Genomic DNA, 22,666 nt, shown 5'->3' with positions numbered 1-22,666 from the left:
ACATGTTTCTTAATAAATGGTTGAGAAAAGTAATTTACAGTAAATCAGATAATGACGAAGAATTAGTGTCCCTTTTATAAGAAAAATTATTATAAAAGGGGAGCAATTAATTAATGTTTGAATTTATAACACAACCACTGACAAATTTGCTAGATACTTTCTTTAATTTTACGGGGAGCTATGTAGTTGCCTTAGTAATTTTAACAGTGCTAATACGCTTAATTTTGATGTATCCAAATTATAAATCTTTTAAATCCCAACTAGCAGTTACAGAAAAGTCGCTAGGTAATAAGGAAAAATTAAGAGAGCTACAATCAAACTTAAGCAAGGCTAAAACAGATGAAGAACGTAAAGAATATCAGTTGCAAATCTCTCAAATAATGATGGAAAACTTTTCAGGTATGAAAACAGGTTGTTTAACAGCGTTGATTCAATTTCCAATTTTAAGCGGACTGTATTATACCATTACACAAAGTAATGCTATCCAGCATGAGAATTTCTTCTGGTTTAATCTAGGGTCTGCAGATATTTTTATGACAATTATCGCCGGTTTAACGATGATGATTCAAATTTATATGTCAGTTAAGCTAGCTGATAATAGCCATCCGCAAATGAAAATAATGATATTTATGATACCGTTGATGATTGTCATTTCTTCAATTTTCATGCCATCAGCTATCCCATTTTATTGGACCATTTCATCTTTATGGGTGATTTTACAGAGCTTTGTGTTTAATAAATTAAAGCCTAAATTAACTTTATAAATGGAAAAAATCCCCCTAGTATTTTGTAGGATAGATAGAAAAACCATAATCTAGCCTATTTAATGCAAAGGGGGATTTTACTATGTTTTCATAAATGATTCATCTCTAATTTCTGCATCTGATGAATAAATTTACATAAAAAAAGCATGTCTCATACTCAATGAGACACGCGTTTTTCTTTGTATTAATGACCGCCACCAGGTACGTGAATAAATGTTGTATAGTACGTGAAGCCAGCAAAGAATACAGTTAAATATGCTCCGAAAATGTACATGTACATACGTTCTGAAAGGTTTAAGAAGCCTAATAATAAGAATAAACCTGTATTACCTACGAATAATAGCGATACTTCGTTCATACCACCAAGGTAGAACATGACTGCAAAAATACCTGTCCAGAATGCCATAACTTTATACATATTATCCATGAAGATTTCCCCTCCTTTTGCCCACGACACAATAATCTCATACTCATTATAAATGATATGAAAGGTATCTGTAAACTGGAACTTCTTCTTCTTTGTGACAAACAATTGGATATTTAAAAATTAACTATCAATTTCTGTCACGTTTATTTCATACTTACATAAATCACAATTATGTATCATGCTATCAATTTGTACAAATTCATTGCTTGCATATAACGCATCAACCTGTCCCTTTAAATAGGATTCATGTAAAGAACAAACAATTTCTGAATGACTAGAAAGCTGCTCATGGAATGGACAATTAAAAATGGAGAAAGTCACATTTTTACCATGCTCTGTTTGTTGTACATGAGGAGTATAGCCAATTAATGCTGCATTGTCAGTTAATAGTTGGAGCTTTTGTTCGAAGGAAAGGGTATTATTTAGTTGTAACTCAGCATTTACATAATTTTTCATTTGTTGGTAGCCGTCTTGGTAGCTTATTTCCTGGCATTTTTCTAATGCAGATGGTCCAAATTCTTGAATTAATTGGATTGTCCATTTTAATAATCGATCTTCATCACGTCTCGGGAACGTTAATGATACACCTTTATCTGAGGCCTTATAAACACGCCCGGGTCTACCACCTTTCCCAGTTTTGGCAAAATCAGCTGTAATTATATTTATTTCTGAGAGTTTTGTTAAATGTAGCCGTGCAACATTTGGATGGATGCCAAATTTATCAGCGATATTTTGGACCGTTACAGTTTTCTTCTCTTGCAGTATGTACTCATAAATAGAATATCTAGTTTCATCGGCCAATGTACTAGTAATTTTTAATGGATTGATCATTTGCTTCACCTCTATGTATTTTTTGAATTTTTAGCTGTTCTACCAAGTGTAGGAAAAAAATCATGTTAATTCTATTATATTGCATTATTGAAAAAGATACAGTTCCTTTAGTCATAAATATTAACTTTTTCATAAGATTATGTTCATAGTTAGTGGAAATTTGCATGTTATCCACATTTTTATAGCAAAAAACATGTTTGACAGGAAAATTTATATCAAATTTTTATTTTAAGAAAAGGGCTTTTCACTTAACAGCTTCCTATCTATACTAGGGAATAACGAATAGAGCGGTCATATTCGAGTGAACCAGAAGAGGGGTGCGAATATGCAAAATTTTGAAACGGTTGTTGAGCAAAAATGTGAGCAACTTATATTAAAAGCCTATCATTTCGGTGCATCAGATTTATTATTAGTTCCAGAACGTGAACAATATCGTATATATTTTCGAAAGTATGATAAGCTGCTCCAAGCTGGTGAATTACCGAACGAGCTTGCAGAGCGAATGATTTCCTATTATAAATTTTTAGCGGCATTAGATATTAGCGAGCGACGCAAACCCCAAAGCGGCTCCTTCCAAAAAGCTATGGAACAAGATCAATATGCCTTTCGTGTTTCTACACTTCCCTCAGTATTTTTAAAAGAAAGCTTAATTGTCCGATTGTTTCTACAAAATCATGCATTCCCACTTACTTCCTTATCCTATTCCAAATATGTAGCAGAAATGTTAATGGAACTAGTGAAACATCAACAAGGACTTTTATGTTTCACAGGTGCAACGGGCTCTGGTAAATCAACATCCTTATATTCTTTAATCCATTACTGTTCGACAGAACTAAATCGACATGTCATTTCATTGGAGGACCCTGTAGAAAATAACCAAGCTAACCTTTTGCAGATTCAAGTAAACGAACGAGCTGGCGTTACATACGCTACAGGACTAAAGGCTATTTTACGCCACTCACCTGACGTCATTATGATAGGTGAAATACGTGATAAAGAGACTGCGAAAATCGCAATCGAGGCAGCTTTAACAGGTCATTTAGTGGTTTCGACAATTCATGCGAAAGATTCGATAAACTGCCTTTATCGATTTATTGACTTAGGCGTTTCAGTGGAAGAACTTCGTCAAACTGTGGTGGGTATTGTTGCTCAAACACTTTTCCAATCACCAATAGTTCAGGAAGAACGCCGTGCATTGTTTGAAATATTAAGCGATGTTCATCTTCAAATGGCTATCAAAGCAATTATGCAAAAAACTAGCTTTGAGTTACCGCATGATTTAACGCTTACAGGGCAAAAAGAACTGATGGAGAATCAAATCTATGCGAATACGAAAGTTTTTTGAAGGAATTCGATTAGATTACAAAAAGGCGACAAAATGGCGAGTAAGGGAGCAGGCTCATTTTTTTAGCCGATTAAGCGTGTTAATGCAGGAAGGTTATTTATTCCCACAAGCTATTTCTATTCTATTACCCCATCATATTGAAGCGCATGAAGAAATACAAAAGCTAGTCAATGAAAAACTGAGGCAGGGTGCCGGTGTTTTAGGAGTTTTTGAAGCGATGCAAATTCCAAAGCAACATTTAGTAGCTATTACAGTTGCCGAAAACAATGGACATATGATTGAGACCTTAAAAGGTGTGGCAAAGCAAATGGCTTTAAGTGAATCGACGAAGAAAAAATTAATGAAGCTACTCTTATATCCAGTAGTGCTCATTATATTTTTGATGCTGTTGTTTTTAGTGTTTCGCACCATTTTCTTTCCTAATATAGAAAAAATGGTGACAAGTCGAACTACTGGTACAGAGGAGACAAGCATTGCTTTGTCAAAAGTATTATTGCATTTTCCTGATGCTTTAATTGTCGTAGGAATAGCAGTGATTTGTAGTATTTTCTTTTTTCACCTTTATCTCAAACGCCGTCCGATTGCACACCGGCTAAATATTATCCTAAAAACGCCATTGATTCGGATATATATACGAATGTCTTTGACGAGACAATTTGCTGCTTATTTAGGAAGTCTACTCCAAAGTGGTTTTTCTTTACAGGCAAGTCTACAAATTTTAGAGCAACAGCAACTTCAACCGTTTCTACAATATCTGGCACGATGTATAAAGGAGCGTGTTGTTTTTGGTGATACGCTGACACAAGCTGTTCATTTGATGACGGTTTGGCAGATGGATTTCTCAAAATTTGTTGAACATGGAGAGCAAAGTGGCTATCTAGGAAAAGAGCTAGTACTGTACAGTGAATTATTGACAGAAAAGCAAGAGCAACTATTGCATAAAATCCTTGCGTTTGTGCAACCTACCTTCTTTATCATTATTGCAATGTGCATAGTTGCTGCATATGTAAGTTTATTATTACCAATATATCATATGATTGAACTAGTATAGGAGGATAATAATGAAACGGATAAAGCAACAAGCTGGATTTACGTTGATAGAAATGCTCATCGTTTTGCTAATTATTTCCATATTAATTTTAATAACAATCCCTAATGTTACGAAACATTTTGCCACCGTCGATGAGAAGGGCTGTAAAGCGTATATCTCTATGGTGCAGGGGCAGGTAGAGGCGTATCGCGTAGATTTTATGGCTTATCCAACAATTGAAGATCTGGTAGAAAAAGGCTATTTAAAGAAGGATGAAACGACCTGTCCTAATAAAGAAGAGATAATGATCACTAATGATGGAGAGGTACGATTGGCGAAGATTTCTTCTAATAATGGCTCTGGTAACTGATGGATACTATAAAAAGTGAGCGTGGTGTTACGTTTGTTGAAATGCTCATTGTATTGTTTATCGTTATGTGTTTGTCAGCGATTGTCATAAAGTACTCGGTTAAAGCAGAGGAAACTAGAGAGATTGAGCGATTTTTTACACAAGTTCAATTAGATATACAATATATACAAACGTATAGTATGCACAAAAGAGAATACATTTCGATAAAATTTGAGAGCTCATCAAAAAGATATATCCTTAAAAAGGATTTTTATACAGAATTATTTGAACGACCTTTTCCAAAAGGGGTTGAGGCCGTACTTTCTTCAGGTTCAATTAACACGATTATATACAATTACAATGGAAACGTCATGACCCCAGGGACTGTTTATTTTAAAACGCCCCAGGGTACTAAAAAGGTTGTGATTACGTTAGGACGAGGGAGATCGAGAGTTGAATGAATCTGGCTATTCATTTGTAGAAACGATTTTATCAATAGTCATTGTTATGTTATTATGCACGACATTAATACCGATCAGCTACATGATGAAGTCGACTCTTTATAACAAGAAGTTAGAAGTTATCGCAGCTGAAACCGCCTATGAAGGCTTAAAGCGTTATCGCTATTTACAGCAAACTGAAGGCACTAATACCGTCGAAAATGTAGATTTCCAATGGTCTATGAATGGACAGGGGATTTGTGTAAGTTTTCAAAATACACGGGAATTACGTAAAAAATGTATACAACTGACAGGTGAAGTCGATGAATGAACGAGGCTATACATTATTAGAAGCCTTATTTCAATTAGTTGTTTTTGTGCTTATTGCACACCTTGTTGTGTTCATTATGCTTTGGTTTGCAGAAATGAAAACAACAGTACTATCTGATGAACAATCGAAGTGGGAGCTTTTTGTTTATGATTTGAATATGTATTTAAATGATATTTCTTCATTTACGATTCGACAAGACCAAAAGAGAATAACCTTCCAGAAAGGAGATACTATTCATAATATTGATTGTTATAGCAATTTAATTCGTGAACAAGTAAATGGTGGTCATGTACCAATGCTAATTGGTATTAACAAATGTCAGTTCCAATTTGAAAAAAATATATTAACAGTAGCTGTAGAACTTCCAAGTGGTATCAAAAAGGAGCGAACTTTCTATGTTCCAGTTGTTGAAAAGTGACAGAGGGGCTATATTTTTAATCGCAATTGCATTATTATTTTTTGTAACTACTTTTGTTCTTACGTATTGTACGTCTTATGAGATTCAGTTTCGAACATATAATGACCTAGAAAAGCTGAATATTCGAGCTACGATAAATTTATTAGGACAAATTTTGTCAGACAGTGTAGAATCGTAGTTATAAGAAGGTGATTCGAATGCGAAAAATATATTTAGTTGGTTTTATGGGCTCCGGCAAAAGTGCGTTAGGAAGACGTTTAAGCTATTTGTTAAAGATGCCTTATTATGATATGGATCATGAGATCGTTCGGCAGCAGGGAATGACAATTCCACAGATATTTGAAAAATATGGAGAAGTACGTTTTCGAGAAATAGAAACAGAATTTTTGAAAAATTTCCGAGACGAAGCTTGTATTATTTCAACAGGTGGTGGAGTTGCAATCAATGCTGAAAATCGAAAAATAATGAGACGCAGTGGGCTCGTGTTTTTTTTAGATGCGACATTCGAAGATATATACAAACGAATACAGCATGATCCGAACAGACCAATTGTACAGAGTTCAACGAAAGAGGAGCTAGAGAAGCTGTATCATTACAGAAGAAGATTCTATCGTGAAACTGGACATATACAAGTGTTAACAGAGGGCAGAACACTCCGCCAAATTCTTGAGTATTTAGTATTCCAAGTTAAAAGGTTAAAAGGCGAACGTTGATTAAAATAAACGAATAAAACGTTCGTGTTTTGATATAAATTAAAAAATGATTGCCTTTTCAATGCAATTAATGTTAGGATATAGACAAATAAGTAACTAAATGTTCATTGAATACTAAATAGTACCAAGATGAATCTTGGGCGGATGATTGTGCGGGGAGAGCACGTGTAGACGTCACCGAAGGAGCAAATAACAAAATGTTATGAATCTCTCAGGTAAAAGGACTCGTACAAGACGCAACTCTGGAGAGAGCTGTAGTACTACAGCCACCAAAGGGGAAAGCCGGCTGTTTGGCATTGTAGGTATGCGAGCCAGTCTGGTGTAACTTTCAGGTTTAAGGACAGAGAATCCCGAAAAGGGGTTCGTCTGTCTTTTTTTATGTCTAAATGTTTTGCCTAATGTTGTTAGTTCCTATTCCTTAATTGAATGAACAAACAGGGGAAGCATGATTGCACTTATAAAAAGCAGACGAACTACTAACAGTAAAAAATGTAACTACCATTAAGGGGGCAAAAATAATGACGAATGAATTAAAGCGTACACCTCTATTTGAAGAATATGCAAAGTATGGTGGTAAAACAATCGACTTTGGCGGATGGGAATTACCAGTACAATTCTCTTCTATTAAAGAAGAGCATGATGCAGTACGTAATCGTGCTGGCTTATTTGATGTATCACATATGGGTGAAATTTTAGTAACTGGACCTAATTCACTAGATTTTTTACAAAATCTTTTGACAAATGATATTTCAAAAATTGCAGTAGGTCAAGCGCAATATAATGCAATGTGCTATGAAGATGGTGGCGTTGTTGATGATTTATTAACGTATAAATTAGCAGACAATCATTATTTATTGTGCGTAAATGCGGCAAATATTGAAAAAGATTATGATTGGATGATGGAAAACCAACATCAATATGATGTAACGATCGACAATCAATCAGATGCTTATGCACAAATTGCCCTTCAAGGTCCATTAGCAGAAGAGGTTCTTCAAACATTAACAGACACTGATTTAAAAACGATTAAATACTTCCGTTTCCAAGCAGACGTTGAAGTTGCTGGTCATAAAGCATTAGTATCCCGTAGCGGTTACACGGGGGAAGATGGTTTTGAATTATACGGCTCTCCAGAAGATATTAAAGCTTTATGGAACGAAATTTTAGAGGCTGGAAAAGACAAAGGCGTTGTACCAGCAGGTTTAGGATGCCGTGATACACTTCGTTTCGAAGCGGGTCTTCCATTATATGGTCAAGAGCTATCAGCAACAATTTCACCTCTTGAGGCTGGTATTGGTTTTGCTGTGAAGTTAAATAAAGAGGATTTTAATGGTCATGATGCATTAGTGGCACAAAAAGAAAATGGGCTGTCACGTAAAATTGTTGGCATTGAAATGATTGATAAAGGAATTCCTCGTCATGGCTACAAAGTGTTTAAGGATGGTCAGGAAATCGGTGAAGTGACAACAGGTACACAGCTTCCTTCTTCTAAACGTAATGTTGGTCACGCATTAATTGACAGCCAATTCACAACTATCGGAACTGAATTGGAAATCGAAATTCGTGGTAAGCACTTAAAAGTAGTAACAGTTGAAACACCGTTTTACAAGCGTTCAAAATAAAAGTTGAAAAGAGGGACCTACATTTATGAAACATCGTTATTTACCAATGACGGAGCAAGATAAACAAGAAATGTTAGACGTAATTGGCGTATCCTCAGTTGATGAGTTATTTGGGGATATTCCAGAAAAAGTACGTTTTAAAGGCCTATATGATATTAAAGAAGCAAAATCTGAATCAGCTTTATTAAAAGAATTAACGGCAATGGCTGCGAAAAATAAAGATACAAATGCTAACGTATCGTTTTTAGGTGCTGGCGTATACAACCACTACAAACCGGTTATCGTGGATCATGTTATTTCTCGTTCAGAGTTTTACACAGCGTATACTCCATATCAGCCTGAAATTTCACAAGGGGAATTACAAGCAATTTTTGAATTCCAAACGATGATTGCAGAGCTTACAGGTATGGACCTTGCAAACTCTTCTATGTACGATGGAGGAACAGCATTAGCTGAAGCAGGTATGCTTGCAGCTGGACATACGCGCCGTAAGAAAATTTTAGTATCGGAAACGGTTCACCCTGAGTATCGTGATGTCGTTGCTACATATGCATACGGTCAATCCATTGAAATTGTTACTGTTCCACAAAAAGATGGTGTGACAGATGTAGAAGCTTTAAAGGAATTAATGGATGACAATACGGCAGCTGTTATTGCACAATATCCAAACTTCTTTGGTCAAATAGAGGACTTACAAGTAATTGGCGATATTGCACATGAGGCAAAAAGTTTATTTGTTGTATCTTCAAACCCACTTGCACTAGGAATTTTAACACCACCTGGTAAACTAGGGGCTGATATTTGTGTAGGGGACGCACAGGTCTTCGGTATTTCTGAAGCATTCGGTGGTCCACACTGTGGTTTCTTTGCAGTAACAACGAAGCTAATGCGTAAAGTTCCTGGTCGTCTTGTTGGTGAAACAGTAGACGGTGAAGGACGTCGTGGTTATGTTTTAACATTACAAGCACGTGAACAACATATTCGTCGTGATAAAGCAACATCTAATATTTGTTCGAACCAAGCGCTTCTTGCACTTGCCGCTTCTGTAGCAATGACTGCTCTTGGCAAGCAAGGTGTTCGTGAAATGGCTATGCAAAATATTGCGAAAACTCGCTATGCTAAAAATGCCTTTGAAGCTGCAGGCTTCACAGTAGCATTCCAAGGTGCACACTTTAACGAAATCGTTGTAAAGACAAATAAATGTGTGAAAGAAATTAATAAAGGCTTAATTGAAAAAGGTATCATCGGTGGTTATCCTTTAGGTCAAACATATGACTCTCTTAAAAATCACGTGCTAATCGCTGTAACAGAATTACGCACGAAAGAAGAAATTGATGCACTTGTTGCGGAAATGGGGGCTCTTAATGCATAACGAAAATCAATCACTCATTTTTGAAATTTCCAAAGAAGGTCGCGTAGGTTACAGCTTAGAAGCACTTGATGTACCAGAGGTTGATCTCGCTGATTTACTGCCAGCAGACTTAGTACGCGCGGAAGCAGCGGAATTACCAGAAGTATCTGAGCTTGATATTATGCGTCACTATACAGCACTTTCTCGTCGAAACCACGGTGTGGACTCTGGCTTCTACCCTCTTGGTTCTTGTACGATGAAATATAATCCTAAAATTAACGAGGCAGTTGCCCGAATTTCTGGTTTTGCAAATGTTCACCCATTACAGGATGAGTCAACAGTTCAAGGTGCGATGGAGCTTCTTTACGATCTACAAACTTCATTAGTAGAAATTACAGGTATGGATGAAGTGACATTACAACCAGCGGCGGGTGCACATGGTGAATGGACAGCATTAATGATGATCCGTGCCTTCCATGAAGCAAACGGTGAAGGTCATCGTAATAAAGTTATCGTTCCTGACTCTGCTCACGGTACAAATCCAGCATCGGCAACTGTTGCAGGCTTTGAAACTATCACTGTTAAATCAGATGAAAATGGTTTAGTAGATATTGAAGATTTACGCAAAGTAGTTGGTTCTGATACAGCTGCATTAATGCTAACAAATCCAAATACACTTGGTCTATTTGAAGAAAACATTATCGAAATGGCAGAACTGATCCACTCTGTTGGCGGTAAAGTATACTATGACGGTGCAAACTTAAACGCAGTTATGAGTAAAGCACGTCCTGGTGATATGGGCTTTGACTGCGTACACTTAAATTTACACAAAACATTTACAGGTCCTCATGGCGGCGGTGGCCCAGGTTCAGGTCCAGTTGGTGTAAAAGCAGATTTAATCCCATTCCTTCCAAAACCAGTTTTAGTAAGAACAGAAGAAGGAACATATCACTTTGATTACAACCGTCCACAATCAATCGGTCGTGTTAAACCTTACTACGGTAACTTTGGTATCAACGTACGTGCATACACTTATATCCGTACAATGGGTCCAGATGGCTTAAAAGCTGTTACAGAATACGCTGTACTAAACGCAAACTACATGATGCGTCGCTTAGAGCCATTCTACGATCTACCATATAACCGTCATTGTAAACATGAATTTGTATTATCAGGTCGTCGTCAAAAGAAACTGGGCGTTCGTACTTTAGATATCGCAAAACGTCTGTTAGACTTTGGCTACCATCCACCAACAACTTACTTCCCGTTAAATGTGGAAGAGGCATTAATGATCGAGCCAACAGAAACTGAATCAAAAGAAACATTAGATGCATTCTGCGATATAATGATCCAAATTGCAAAAGAAGCAGAAGAAAATCCATCTATCGTACAAGAAGCACCACATACAACAGTCGTATCTCGCTTAGACGAAACACGCGCTGCTCGTACACCTGTGCTGCGCTACCAAAAAGCATAATTAACTACCATAGCGTCCAATGAGTATTTAAGTACTTGTTGGACGTTTTTTCTATTCTTTTTTGATAGTAAAGTGACGGGTAGGAAACAGAGTGACGGAAAGAAGGGCCAAAGAGACGGAAAGAAATTAGAGCGATGGAAAGAAGAGCCGGAGAGACGGAAAGAATGGTCCAAGCGACGGAAAGAAAATCGAGAGCGACGGAAGGAAGGGCCAAGGCGACGGAAAGAAAGTCGGGGGCGACGGAAAGAAGAGCCAAGGTGAAGGAAAGAAATTAGAGCGACGGAAAGAAGAGCCGAAGAGACGAAAAGAATGGCCCAAGCGACGGAAAGAAGGGCCAAAGCGACGGATAGAACAGGCGAAGCGATGGATAAAACCATCAAAAAGATGGATAAAACCATCAAAAAGATGGATAAAACCATCAAAAAGATGGATAGAACCATCAAAGTGGCAGGAAAAAAGAACGCAACGGCTTCACATTGTGCCTACCCCCACTATTCGATGTAAATCTACTAAAAGATAACTATTTAATAAAAGGGTGTATATTGATATACTTACATTAATTTGTATTTTAGTTAAAATAACGGATTGTCATCAAACGTTGTGGATGCCTTCGTGACCAACTTCGTGCTGTTGCGCTACTGCGTCGCAATCGCGCAGAAAAAACCTGTAGCCACAGCCGCGTCGCAATCGCAGAGAAAAACCCTGTAGCCACAGCCGCGTCGCAATCGCGCAGAAAAACCCTGTAGCTACAGCCGCGTCGCAATCGGGCGGATAAAACTCTGTAGCCGCTGCCGCGTCGCAATCGCGCAGAAAAACCCTGTAGCCACAGCCGCGTCGCAATCGCAGAGAAAAACCCTGAAGCCGAAGCCGCGCCGCAATCGCGCAGAAAAACCCTGAAGCCGAAGCCGCGTCGCTATAGCGCGGATAAAACCTTTGCGGGTCGCTACGTTAGCACTGCGCTTTCGTGCAAAAAACATCTGTTGATCCGAGACCTTGCAGTGAAGCGAAGTGGTATATCGGAAGCCCCTAGTCGGAACAGAAATCAACCACACGTTATGATGATGAGGCTAAAACAATATATTTCGTATTAAAAATGTAATAAGTTGTTCATAATTCAAATGTTGAAAGGGATGATTGAACGAAAATGCAAGCGACTGAAGTTGAATTGGGCTTACCGGCAAATAGCGTTTTGAACGATACATATAAAATTAAAGAAGTTATTGCTAGTAGTAAATTGTCCTTTGTTTATAGAGCAGAAAATACTTATGAAGGGAATCAGGTAATTATTAAGGAGTTCTTCCCGAATGACATTGCTTTACGGGATTTGGATAATAAAACAGTCGTTAATCGTTTGCCTTCAACAAAGGAGAAATTCGGGAATTTAAAAGCTATTTTTCTAAATGAATCGTTAATTATGCAGCAAATAAATCATCGTAATTTGGTTAAATATATTGACCACTTTGAAGAAAATGAGTCGATTTATATCATTATGGAATATTATGAAGGAATGTTATTGGATCAATATTTAAAGGATTATCCTATTAATGATAGAGTTCATTTATACACTACTATTTTTCTCCCTCTTATTGATGCTTTAAGCTATTTACATAAAAAAGGGATACTCCATCGTGACATTAAACCAAATAATATTTTGATCGATTCTGAAGGCAATCCATATTTACTAGATTTTGGTTCAGCGACTTTTTATAAAACAGACGACAATTATCAAATATTTACTAGTCCAGGATTTTCTCCTCTTGAGCAATATTCGACTATATCTGAGCAAGGTGTATATACAGATGTTTATAGTTTAGCAGCAACATTTTACTATTCTCTGACAAATGTTATTCCACCTGATATATCGCAGCGGTTGATAGAGGATAATATTAAGAATGTAAGAAAATACAATAATAAGGTGAGTACTCTTTTATCTCAAACTATAATGTGTGGGCTGGCCGTGCATGCGAGGAAGCGATGTTCTTCATTAAAATATATGAAGTTAGTCATTACTATTGAAGATATTGTCAATAGGATAATGAACCATTTTAAGGAAAATAATTCGAATTGACCAATAATTTGGGTGATTTGATTCTATGTTATCATTTTACAGTTAAAGGTAGGTGCTTACGAAGCAGTTTATGGAGTATAAAAAATACGCTATAAGCTGTTTTTTAGTAAAAAAAAACGAATGCATACACTTTTTTCGTTAAAATATCATAAATTTCTCAATGCTTATTTTTTACCATACACCCAATTAAATACATTTATTTTACATAATATTCAAATGTAAATATTGACAATAAAATTAGATATTGTATAGTTACTTTGTGATACATAATGTCATTAGTGATGTAGAAGTAGGAGGTACGAATACAATTCTAGTTTTACTAACTGTAAATTCTTTATCTTTAGTTACCATTTTGTGACTAAAAAGTTAATTTTTATTTGATGCTTGCTGATGATTATGCTTACTCGAAATTCGTTACAAAAAGGAGGGATGGCTGTATAATCATACGGCCGACTGAATGGAGATTATTAGTCAAACAAACAGAACCATGCTCTTTGAGGAAATTAATCCGGAAAAAATGGATTTAATTACGCTTGTTGGAGATGTAAAAGGGATTGACAGCCTAAGTGATGAAAAAATCAAAGAAATGAATGAATACCTTCTTGTCAAAAGCTTCGATGAATTTTTAGACAAGTTTTCTCCAACGGTTTACTCATTCTACAATGCTGCGAACCAAAAGGTTATGTATGCATTAAAAAAACCTGAAGGAATTCAAGATGACTGTATTTCTGAAATAGCCATTGACCAAAATAATGATTTTTTAAAAATGCTATTTACACTTATCGATACGAAAAGAAGTCAGGGCATTGCGAATGTTGATTTTAAGTTTGAAAATTTGCTCGATATGATCTCTCCTAAAAAGGTTATGGACGATATTCGACAAGTCAGAAAAGAAATCCATTACCTATACGGTGAATATGACAAATTAGATGACGACGATCCTAAAAAATTGGATACAGGGGACAAGCTAAACTTGATGTTTGAAGTAGCGAGTCGAAATTACAACAATGTCATGGCGATGCTTCCTTTAGCAATTGAAGATATTAAAACAAGGCTGTTGTTAGGTGTTAATCAAGATGAAGATGAATCTGAAAAATTACAAATTGGGACACTATCTATCGGTGATAATGGTGAATTAAAAATCATTGAGGCACCTCAAAATAATAGCTCAGAACTAATGGTTATTGAAGAAAATAGTAACTATGGTTTGAGCACAGTTTTTGAAGAGGATTATGAGGCGATTACAGAATCACCATCCTCCTATGTTAAAGATTTAGTCGTTAGAACTTTCTCACCTTTGCCAGCTGTGAAGGCAGAATTTGATGTAGAGACAGAAGTACAAAATTACAATACATACTTAGAATTCTATAAGGATGCTAAGGATGAATTTGTAAAAACAGTGAAGCCATTAGTGGAAAAGCTATTGGGCGTAAAAATGTACTTTGATCAGTATACAACTAAAAACAAAGGTATGCAGCCTTCGTTACTAGTAACGAACACAAAGTTAGATATGCTCGTTAAAAGTAATAACGTACCACGATTACGCACGTATTTAAACACAGTTAACGCCAAAAATGACTTTACAGATACAGTCTGGTATGGAATTGTTCCTGCTCTGGAACTAGAGGCATCTGGAAAAATGAAAGTAAGCAGAGCTAGATTTAAAGGGAACGATAAAGTGGCTAAGCAAGAAGGCAATACAATGGAGTCGTTATCTATTCTTTTAGATACTGTGAAAGATTATAAAGTACAGATCTTCTTCAACTTCATGGCGGAAGAAGAAACGACATTCAGTGGAATTGCTACTGCAGGTATTGATCGCCTAATCGATAAATGCTCAGTGCTTGTTCGAAAAGATTATAGTGAGTTTGCGATACCATGTTTACCGAACTTCACGATTATTCCTAAAGATAAATCAGGTGTAATCATTGATACAAGAATGCAGACAACTGAAAATGGAGCACGATTATCTAAAGAGAAAGAGGATATTTTAAAGCTTTGGATAGAAGGCGTCTATGTTGGTGCTAGCTATGTAGCAGCAGGTATCGTTTCTGCTTATCAATGTCCAGAATATTTGAAAGACTCATTCAGAAATGTTCAAAGAAATTATCCTGGTGTACGCTTCGATATCGAAGCGGGTGATAACTCACTTAAAACCGTTACAACAATGGCAAAAGAAATCTCAGGATTTACTAATAACATTAAAGATGCTATTAACAGCAGAAGCTTTGGCTTTGTATTCTCTTCTGAAAATGCGCAGCTGCAAGATAAAGATATTAAACGTATTACTGTGTATAAAGCTAGAAGTCTAGCGATGGAAGAAGATGGATTTGATTCAATCTACAAAACACAAGTAAGTACGTATATTGAGAGAATTTTACGATTCCAATCAGGTGACTTTAAGCACGAAAATATCGTTCGATTCTTTAGTAATAATCCAAGTAGCCAAAAAAGCAAATGGCTTCAAGAGAAAGGCTTTGTAAACTCCATTATTCACGATGGAGATGATATCGGCTACATTATCGATGAAAAAACAAGCACATGTCAGATTGACTTAGTGTTTAACGGTAATGTGAAGAATCTTGAAGTCATGATTACAAAGGCAAGTAGTGCTGTTAAGGCCTAACAAGTTTACACAGACAATCAAAAACTTTTTAAGTAGTATGTTTAAGATTTACTCATAAATCTTTTAACATAAATAAGAATCTTCCATAAATTTGCAGGGTGAAAGCATTACATATTTCTCCATGCTTCATGTACTTGCATTAAGCATGTAGGAATGCATACAGCTAGTTATAAATTTCACCTAAAGCAGTTTTTGAGAAGAGTCAACAAATAATAGGAGGTACTAAAAATGGGTTTTGTATTAAAAGTAGAAGGATCAGAAGCAATTGAACTAGGGTTAGATAGCATTATGACTGTTCAGTATGAAACAGATACTCCAAATGACTCTAACGCACGTTCTACAGATGTAGGAGCAACTTTAAAAGTGAGAGGTAAAATCCTTACTGCAACTGATGGTGACAATTCTGATGATACGATGAAATTAGGATTATGGTCATTAGTACCAGCTGAAAAATCTGACTGTTACCGTAAAGTAACATTAGAAGTAATTTCTGCTGATCAAGTAGTAAGAAAAATTAATTTCCCAAATGCTTTTGTCGTTGACTATTCAGAAAAATATGGTGACACAGAAGGTATTGGTGAATTTTTCTTATTCATTAAGCAAAAGAAAGACAAAACAGACTTGGCGAAAATCGAAGGCGGCTACGCTGTCTAAGATTGTTGCTTGATAGACACTCCAAATTATCTAAGGGACTTTCATAGTTCCTTAGATAATTTTGAATAATCCTAATACTGGGGATGAAAAACATGAAAACGCATTATGAAACGTTAGGTGTCAGTAGAGATGCTACACCCGAACAAATAAAACTCGCTTATCGAAAACTATCAAAAAAACATCATCCGGACGTGAGCGGTGGAAACAAAGAATCTGAAAAGATTTTTTTAGCAGTGACAGAGGCATACAAAGTACTGAAGGATCAGGCTTCAAGAGAAGCATACGATGCTCAACTAGATGGCGCTGGTCAAAGTTGGGGTAAGGGACAGACATCTGAAAAACAGTCTTCACGCCAACAGTCTACTGAAAAAAAGCCAGATTTTAATATGAACAATATTGAAAAAAACTTTGAGCATTTTTTTGGTTTTAATCCTAAAACGAAAGAAATGGGATCGACTCTTAACAAGAATGCCAAGAAGAATCCACTAGATACAACTGATTTATTTGAACGTTTTTTTAACAAGTAAAACGAAGCCATAGCTAGTATGAGGGAGTGTGATACCATGTATGGTCAAAATTCAATGGATACATACACTGAAAAAGCAAAGAAACAAATGATTATAAAAGTTATGGATATCATTATTGTCATAATCGCCTTCTTTTTCATTCTTTACGTATTTGTCATGAATCAGGATTTTATGTTGAAAACAATTATTGGACTTATGTTGGTCATACTAGCAATTGTTTATGGCTCTGTTAAGTATGAAGCAAGAGATAAAAAAGATGATGTGACAAACAAGAAAATTCGAAAATTAGTTCTCCTCAATGATCGAGGAGCTGAAATAGATGAATGGGAGATAGATGACCAAACATCATTACTTATTGGGAAAAGTTCAGCTGACAATAAGGCAGATATCGATTTAAGCGGTACAGAATATGAATCGCTTATCAACTATGAACATGCCGTATTAAACAATGTTTCTGGCGTATGGTACATAGAGGATATTGATTCAGTAAATGGTGTTGGTATAAAAAAAGCTCATAAGCGCGTTAAAAATAGAATACAACACGAAAGCCCTTACCCAATCGGTAATGGAGACATGATATACATAGCAAATACGCGAATTTTAGTGAAATAGAGACAAGTAAATTCGTAACATAGACGGGGGATAGCGAAAATGAGTTTGATTAGATGTACGAATGGTCACATGTTTAGTTCAAGAAGACATAGAAATGTTTGTCCATATTGCAATGTAATGGTGGAACAGGAGCAAAGACCAAGCGGCCAGCAAGTAGCTGTAGCTGAGGTAGATGATAAAACTATGCCATATCTCGGAGAAATGGATGGCATTGATCCGGTAACGGGATGGTTAGTTTGTATTGAAGGGCCTCAAATGGGTCGAGACTATCGGATTTTATCGGAAAAAAACTTTATTGGTAGAGCAGAGGATATGCACATTCGCATTGTTGGAGATAATTCAATCTCTCAGCGTAACCATGCAGTCATTGTATATGATCCTAAAAAAAGAAACTTTTATCTACTTCCAGGAGATGCATCAGGCTTAGCTTATCTTAATAATGAAGCGGTTTATACGCCAACAGAGCTCGCTGCATACGATGTTATTCAGTTAGGCAGAAGTATGTTTCTTTTTATTCCCTTATGTGGTGTTCATTTTGAATGGGAAAACAACAACAGTGAGGAATGATGACAAATGGATCCGAAACTACTGCCTTACATAATTTCGCTTATTTTTATCGTTGTACTTGTTGCCTTATTAATCATCCGAAACATGCTTGCGCAACAAAATGAAAAAAATAAAATAGAAATCGGAAATGGACAAACGATTGGCAGACGTGATGAGCAAGATGATTATTTCTCTACAGCTGAAACGAATGATGGGACAATTGCTGTCCTAGCAGATGGTATCAGTGGTTTAGCCAACGGTAGGATGGCAAGCACAGTTGCTGTCAATACATTTATAGAAGAATTCAAAAAGCTTAGCGGTCTAAATACGCTAGAAAAATTTTTTAAGGAGGCTGCTTTTGCAAGTAATCATATGATTGTCGAAAATTTAAATGGCTCGAATGGTGGTACAACATTAGTAGCAGCCGTTATTGATGATAACGGATTTCTTCACTGGGGAGCCGTTGGAGATAGTGTCATAACCATTTTTCGAAATGGAGAATTTAAGGCAATCAATCAAAAGCATATTTTTGAATCAGTGTTAACTGAGCGATATATATCTGGTGAAATATCTCAGCTTGAGGTGCAGGAAAATCCTTTGAAAAAGAGACTTATCAATTATTTAGGGTATGAAGGCTTTAAAAATATGGATATAGGAAAAAGTCCGATTCAGCTAAATAGAGGGGACAAGGTATGTCTATTTAGTGATGGAGTCTATGATACTTTAACAGAGGTTGAAATGGAGAAAATTCTTTCTCAGCAAGCGACTCCCTATGATATTGCTCAAGACATTATTAAAGCCGTTGAACAAAAACGCTTAAAAAATCAAGATAATGCAACCATCGTTATTCTAGAAAAAACATGGTAATCATTTTACTTGTCGTCTTTAAATGAGTCAGTAAATAAGGAGGAGTAATCATGAGAAAGGAAAATAGCAACTTTAAAACAAGCTTTTTATCCGAAGCGGGCTCATTTTTGCAAAATAAAGATTACTTTGCCTATACAGAGCTGGACGATATAGCCTGCTGGGTAGCTATAAAAGGGTTAGATTCTGATCAGGAAATAAGTAGTGCAGAGCTTGCTGTGAAGGCAATTTTAGAAAAATTTATGGAAAAGCCATCCATGTCTAGAAGAAGCATTAAAAAATATTTGAAAAATGCGCAAGACATACTTCAAGCTCAAAGCTTAAGAGTGAGATTGAAGGCTAGTATTGTCATGGTCGTCTCAGATTACTCCAAGATGATTGTGGCAGTTGCCGGAAATTCGAGACTGTATCATTTCCGGAATGGTACTTTATCGTATAAAAGCACGGATCAAAGCTTAGCGCAAGAGATCGTGAATAATAGGAATCGTTCGCTCGATATTAGCCAGCATGAGGAAAGAACCAATTTATTAAATTATCTTGGTAAACCAAAAGATTTTCAGCCTTTTGTTTCTAAGAAAATGAAATTAATGGATGACGATGTACTAGTGCTTTGTACAGCTGGCTTTTGGGAAGATGTCAATGAAATTGAAATGGCAGATGCGTTGGAAGAAGCAAAAGAGCCTGAACAATACATTGATTTATTAGAAGAGATACTGTTAAGTAGGCAAAAGAAAGTTGTCAATAATTACACAATCGCAGCTATATTTGCTAACAAGGTTTATCAGGAAACAAATAAGAAAAAAATGAAATACATCAAAATGATTGCAGCTGCATTAGTGCTAGCTTTAGTCGTAGGTGGAGGCACCATTTTTTATCAGGTGAAGCAAGCTAAAAAAATGGCTGAATTAACCGTAGAGATGAAAGATCATGAAAAGAGCGGAAACCAGTATTTTCAAGATGGAACTTATGATAAGGCACTGTTGGAATATAGTGAGGGCAGAAATGCGGCCAAAAAATTGAAGGATCCAATACATAGAAATTTACTAGCTAAAAAATTAAGAGTTACCGATTTGATTATCAATGGAGATAAAGCAGCGGAAGAAGGTAAATTTAACGATGCGCTTGAGCAATATGAAAAGGCTAAAAAAGAAGGAAAGCTTATTAAAGACTTTGGGAAAGCAGTAGTTGAACAAAGAATCGCCAATATGGATACTATTGTACAAATTGCTGAAGCTGTGAAAGATGGAGATTTCCGATTTGAGGCAGAGGATTACAATGGGGCTCTTGATACGTATCAAAAGGCTAGAAAAAAAGCCTTGACAATTGCCTATACGGGCGAACCTGAAATAAAGACAAAAATAGAAGATACAGAGGCTAAAATTGCTGAATTGAAAAAGGCCCAAAAGGAATTAAAGGCAGAAGGCTTAGAAAAAAGCGGAGATCAGAGCTATGCACGCCAAGAGTTTGGGAAAGCGATTGAATATTATACACTTGCACAGGAAATTTATCAGGAGACAGAGCTGCTGTCGAAGGTTTTAGGTCTTGAGCGAAAGGTTATGAATGCCAATGATAAATTGAATCCTCCTCCTCAACCGCAAACTGCTGATAATGCAGCGCCACCTACGAATGAAGGGACAGCTGCCAGTGAGCCATCTAATGCTGAAGTGATGAAAGAGGGAAAATAAATTGATGAAAGAGCTCATGATTGAACGGTTACGCAAAATAGAGGATTTAGAGCAACGTCAACTGCTAAAGGATATTGTCAGTGGCGTTTTTGTAAATTTAATCGATTATCAGGATGACATGAACAACAGGCTCGAGGAGCGCATATTCAACGAAATGGATGATGTTGAGGATAGGTTTGATATTTATGTGACGCTAAGTTCTAAGGAGGATGTTGACCCTATTCATAAATGCTTATTCCCGATGCGACCAGTTGATTTAGAAAGTAAATCCATCAATATAAAAAAAATACTTGAAGCGTTTAAAAACAAGGAATCTGCAGAACTGTTCACATTATTTCTAAAATGTGATTCCATGCAAATTCAACAGTTACTTGCTGAGCAGCGACTCTTTAGTGGAAAGCTAGTAACGACAGAAGGACAAGTAGAGATAAAGGTCAGCCTTACCCAAAATACGGACTATTTACAAGAGATGAACAAGCTATATCCGCTTTTCCAAATAAATGGCCTACCATGGAAAACGATTAATCATCCATTCATTTATAAATTTTTTAATGTCAATTTAGAAGATTGCCCACCTTTAAATGAGGATGCTGAAATTACTGAAATAATCGTTGATTTAGAAGAGTATGAGGACAAAAAACGCTTAAATATGGTTCCACTATGGAATATTGAACGTCATGAGGTCAAAAATGTCGGTTTTCCCATCCCAGCAATCGATAAGGTGAATTATGAGCATGTCCTTTCCATACGTAAAATCGGCAACGAGCATGGCTATCTTGTTGAGACTGATGAGGATAATGTTCGTTACGTAAAACGCTCAGACAATGAATTAACAATAGTCTCACCCCGCGATAAGTCGGGGGTTTGGCAGCTAATCAAAATTGCAAAAATGGAAGATGAGAAAATCGGTAAATTACATTACGAGCTTGTATCAAATAGAAGAATTGAGCATTTTATACACAAATTTGCTAACAAGTATACGGCTACTGTTAAAACGAAGGGCGAAATTACGCGTATGATTAATTCCTTCGAGGCTGCTAACAGCTTTGAGCTTGTAGATATCGAAATAGTGGACGCCTATTCTGGAACAAGCTTTACTCATTCTGCGAACACTTTCTTAACGGAAATGATAGGAGAAAATAATCATAAAAAAACGATGCTACTAAAGTTTAAGGCGAATGAGGAGAGAAACTTTATTGCAAACGATATTTTAAGCTTCCTCGTATCAGAAGTGCAACGACATTTCTTCGAATATGAATGTGTAGGTGTTTGGCTATGAACTATATTTGGGATTTGCTTATTAAAGCTGAGGATGAAGGCCTTTCTAACAAGGATATATATTTTCATCTTGCCGAAACCTATTCACCTTATATGGAACTTAGTCCACAACTATTAAATGCACTGTATGTTGAACAGCATGTTGAAGTAAATCCGTATTATCGTTATTACGGAATTTTTAATGGTCTGTTCCATCCAGATAATTCTTCAGATTTAGAGTTTAGAAATTATCTTTTAGATACCGTATTGCATTTTTTAGCTGAAATTGATCGTATGCAAGGCATGAATAAAAGAGAGTTCTATATTCGTTTTATTTTAAGAGAAATCGAAGCGAATGTATTTGGAAAATTGGTACGCGACAATATGTATGCCTTTACGAAAAAGGAGCAAGAAATAGTTGCACTAAATATGCTCAGGCTTTATCAGACAGGTGAAGAAATTTACTTATTAAAGGATACGCTGAAAAGGCTCTTTAAAAATTGCATGATTTATGTGAAATCGGAGGAGCAGGATGAGCTGCTTGTATACATCCGTCAAAAGCAGACAGAACAGAATGAGCGAAAGGTCCAGCTTGTCCAAGAAATTTTCCTGCCAATAGGCTTTCATATGGAGGTTTATTGGCAATATCACTTCGGCATTATTGATGCAGAGGAAACAATGAAGCTAGATCGAATAGCTCTTTACTAAATAGGGCAGAGGAGGCATTCC

The 22,666-nt window shown here is 36.4% G+C and carries 24 protein-coding genes and 1 riboswitch; of the genes, 22 read left to right on the top strand and 2 right to left on the bottom strand.

Annotated features, from left to right (window positions below):
- Positions 1-113: 113 nt before the first annotated feature.
- Positions 114-764, top strand: a complete 651-nt coding sequence (locus C7Y47_RS02185) for a YidC/Oxa1 family membrane protein insertase (protein WP_142507254.1) — start codon at positions 114-116, stop codon at positions 762-764.
- Between the two features lie 184 nt (positions 765-948).
- Here the strand turns inward: C7Y47_RS02185 and C7Y47_RS02180 are convergent, their stop codons facing one another.
- Positions 949-1,191: a DUF2626 family protein gene (locus C7Y47_RS02180; protein ID WP_024361272.1), complete on the bottom strand. Its 243-nt coding sequence runs from the start codon at positions 1,189-1,191 to the stop codon at positions 949-951.
- A gap of 120 nt (positions 1,192-1,311) precedes the next feature.
- On the bottom strand, positions 1,312-2,022 hold the full coding sequence (locus tag C7Y47_RS02175) for a helix-turn-helix transcriptional regulator (protein ID WP_142507253.1): 711 nt from the start codon (positions 2,020-2,022) through the stop codon (positions 1,312-1,314).
- Between the two features lie 325 nt (positions 2,023-2,347).
- Between C7Y47_RS02175 and comGA the strand changes: the two genes are divergently transcribed.
- The 21 genes from comGA (at position 2,348) to C7Y47_RS02065 (ending at position 22,645) form a co-directional block, all read left to right on the top strand.
- Entirely contained in the window at positions 2,348-3,367 is a 1,020-nt protein-coding gene (gene comGA, locus C7Y47_RS02170; RefSeq protein WP_142507252.1) for a competence type IV pilus ATPase ComGA, read from the top strand.
- A complete protein-coding gene (gene comGB / locus C7Y47_RS02165; RefSeq protein WP_142507251.1) occupies positions 3,345-4,418 on the top strand; it encodes a competence type IV pilus assembly protein ComGB in 1,074 nt (357 codons plus the stop codon). The genes comGA and comGB overlap by 23 nt, the downstream gene beginning before the upstream one ends.
- Before the next feature lie 10 nt (positions 4,419-4,428).
- Positions 4,429-4,767, top strand: coding sequence for a competence type IV pilus major pilin ComGC (comGC, locus tag C7Y47_RS02160; RefSeq protein WP_142507250.1), 339 nt, complete (start codon positions 4,429-4,431; stop codon positions 4,765-4,767).
- Positions 4,767-5,207, top strand: coding sequence for a competence type IV pilus minor pilin ComGD (gene comGD / locus C7Y47_RS02155; RefSeq protein WP_142507249.1), 441 nt, complete (start codon positions 4,767-4,769; stop codon positions 5,205-5,207). The genes comGC and comGD overlap by 1 nt, the downstream gene beginning before the upstream one ends.
- Entirely contained in the window at positions 5,200-5,517 is a 318-nt protein-coding gene (locus C7Y47_RS02150; RefSeq protein ID WP_142507248.1) for a hypothetical protein, read from the top strand. The genes comGD and C7Y47_RS02150 overlap by 8 nt, the downstream gene beginning before the upstream one ends.
- Entirely contained in the window at positions 5,510-5,935 is a 426-nt protein-coding gene (gene comGF / locus C7Y47_RS02145; RefSeq protein WP_142507247.1) for a competence type IV pilus minor pilin ComGF, read from the top strand. Before C7Y47_RS02150 ends, comGF begins: the two co-directional genes overlap by 8 nt.
- A 197-nt stretch (positions 5,936-6,132) precedes the next feature.
- Positions 6,133-6,648: a shikimate kinase gene (locus C7Y47_RS02135; RefSeq protein WP_142507246.1), complete on the top strand. Its 516-nt coding sequence runs from the start codon at positions 6,133-6,135 to the stop codon at positions 6,646-6,648.
- Positions 6,649-6,792: 144 nt separating this feature from the next.
- Positions 6,793-6,885, top strand: a riboswitch (glycine riboswitch).
- A 281-nt stretch (positions 6,886-7,166) separates the two neighbouring features.
- Complete coding sequence (gene gcvT, locus C7Y47_RS02130) at positions 7,167-8,270, top strand: glycine cleavage system aminomethyltransferase GcvT (RefSeq protein ID WP_142507245.1); 1,104 nt, start codon at positions 7,167-7,169, stop codon at positions 8,268-8,270.
- 25 nt (positions 8,271-8,295) lie between these two features.
- Entirely contained in the window at positions 8,296-9,642 is a 1,347-nt protein-coding gene (gene gcvPA, locus C7Y47_RS02125; RefSeq protein WP_142507244.1) for an aminomethyl-transferring glycine dehydrogenase subunit GcvPA, read from the top strand.
- A complete protein-coding gene (gene gcvPB / locus C7Y47_RS02120; protein ID WP_142507243.1) occupies positions 9,635-11,098 on the top strand; it encodes an aminomethyl-transferring glycine dehydrogenase subunit GcvPB in 1,464 nt (487 codons plus the stop codon). Before gcvPA ends, gcvPB begins: the two co-directional genes overlap by 8 nt.
- Before the next feature lie 309 nt (positions 11,099-11,407).
- Entirely contained in the window at positions 11,408-11,602 is a 195-nt protein-coding gene (locus C7Y47_RS02115) for a hypothetical protein (protein ID WP_142507242.1), read from the top strand.
- Positions 11,603-12,242: 640 nt separating this feature from the next.
- Complete coding sequence (locus tag C7Y47_RS02110; RefSeq protein WP_142507241.1) at positions 12,243-13,166, top strand: serine/threonine-protein kinase; 924 nt, start codon at positions 12,243-12,245, stop codon at positions 13,164-13,166.
- Positions 13,167-13,623: 457 nt separating this feature from the next.
- Positions 13,624-15,792, top strand: a complete 2,169-nt coding sequence (locus C7Y47_RS02105) for a transcriptional regulator (RefSeq protein ID WP_142507240.1) — start codon at positions 13,624-13,626, stop codon at positions 15,790-15,792.
- A 228-nt stretch (positions 15,793-16,020) separates the two neighbouring features.
- A complete protein-coding gene (locus C7Y47_RS02100; RefSeq protein WP_142507239.1) occupies positions 16,021-16,446 on the top strand; it encodes a membrane-associated protease 1 in 426 nt (141 codons plus the stop codon).
- Positions 16,447-16,538: 92 nt separating this feature from the next.
- Positions 16,539-16,973, top strand: coding sequence for a J domain-containing protein (locus tag C7Y47_RS02095; RefSeq protein WP_142507238.1), 435 nt, complete (start codon positions 16,539-16,541; stop codon positions 16,971-16,973).
- Between the two features lie 36 nt (positions 16,974-17,009).
- Positions 17,010-17,585 carry an FHA domain-containing protein gene (locus tag C7Y47_RS02090; protein ID WP_142507237.1) on the top strand — a complete coding sequence of 192 codons (576 nt, stop codon included), beginning with the start codon at positions 17,010-17,012 and terminating at the stop codon, positions 17,583-17,585.
- Positions 17,586-17,624: 39 nt separating this feature from the next.
- Positions 17,625-18,152, top strand: a complete 528-nt coding sequence (locus tag C7Y47_RS02085; protein ID WP_142507236.1) for an FHA domain-containing protein — start codon at positions 17,625-17,627, stop codon at positions 18,150-18,152.
- A 6-nt stretch (positions 18,153-18,158) separates the two neighbouring features.
- Complete coding sequence (locus C7Y47_RS02080) at positions 18,159-18,998, top strand: PP2C family protein-serine/threonine phosphatase (protein ID WP_142507235.1); 840 nt, start codon at positions 18,159-18,161, stop codon at positions 18,996-18,998.
- Between the two features lie 50 nt (positions 18,999-19,048).
- Entirely contained in the window at positions 19,049-20,680 is a 1,632-nt protein-coding gene (locus C7Y47_RS02075) for a serine/threonine protein phosphatase (RefSeq protein ID WP_255504973.1), read from the top strand.
- A gap of 4 nt (positions 20,681-20,684) precedes the next feature.
- Complete coding sequence (locus C7Y47_RS02070; RefSeq protein WP_142507299.1) at positions 20,685-21,959, top strand: normocyte-binding protein; 1,275 nt, start codon at positions 20,685-20,687, stop codon at positions 21,957-21,959.
- Entirely contained in the window at positions 21,950-22,645 is a 696-nt protein-coding gene (locus C7Y47_RS02065; protein ID WP_142507234.1) for an iron-dependent peroxidase, read from the top strand. The genes C7Y47_RS02070 and C7Y47_RS02065 overlap by 10 nt, the downstream gene beginning before the upstream one ends.
- Positions 22,646-22,666: the final 21 nt, after the last annotated feature.

The organism is Lysinibacillus sphaericus, assembly GCF_006864135.1.
Taxonomy (GTDB): Bacteria; Bacillota; Bacilli; order Bacillales_A; family Planococcaceae; genus Lysinibacillus.
Note: the sequence above shows the minus strand (reverse complement) of the source record. Positions and strands in the feature narration are given on the sequence as shown.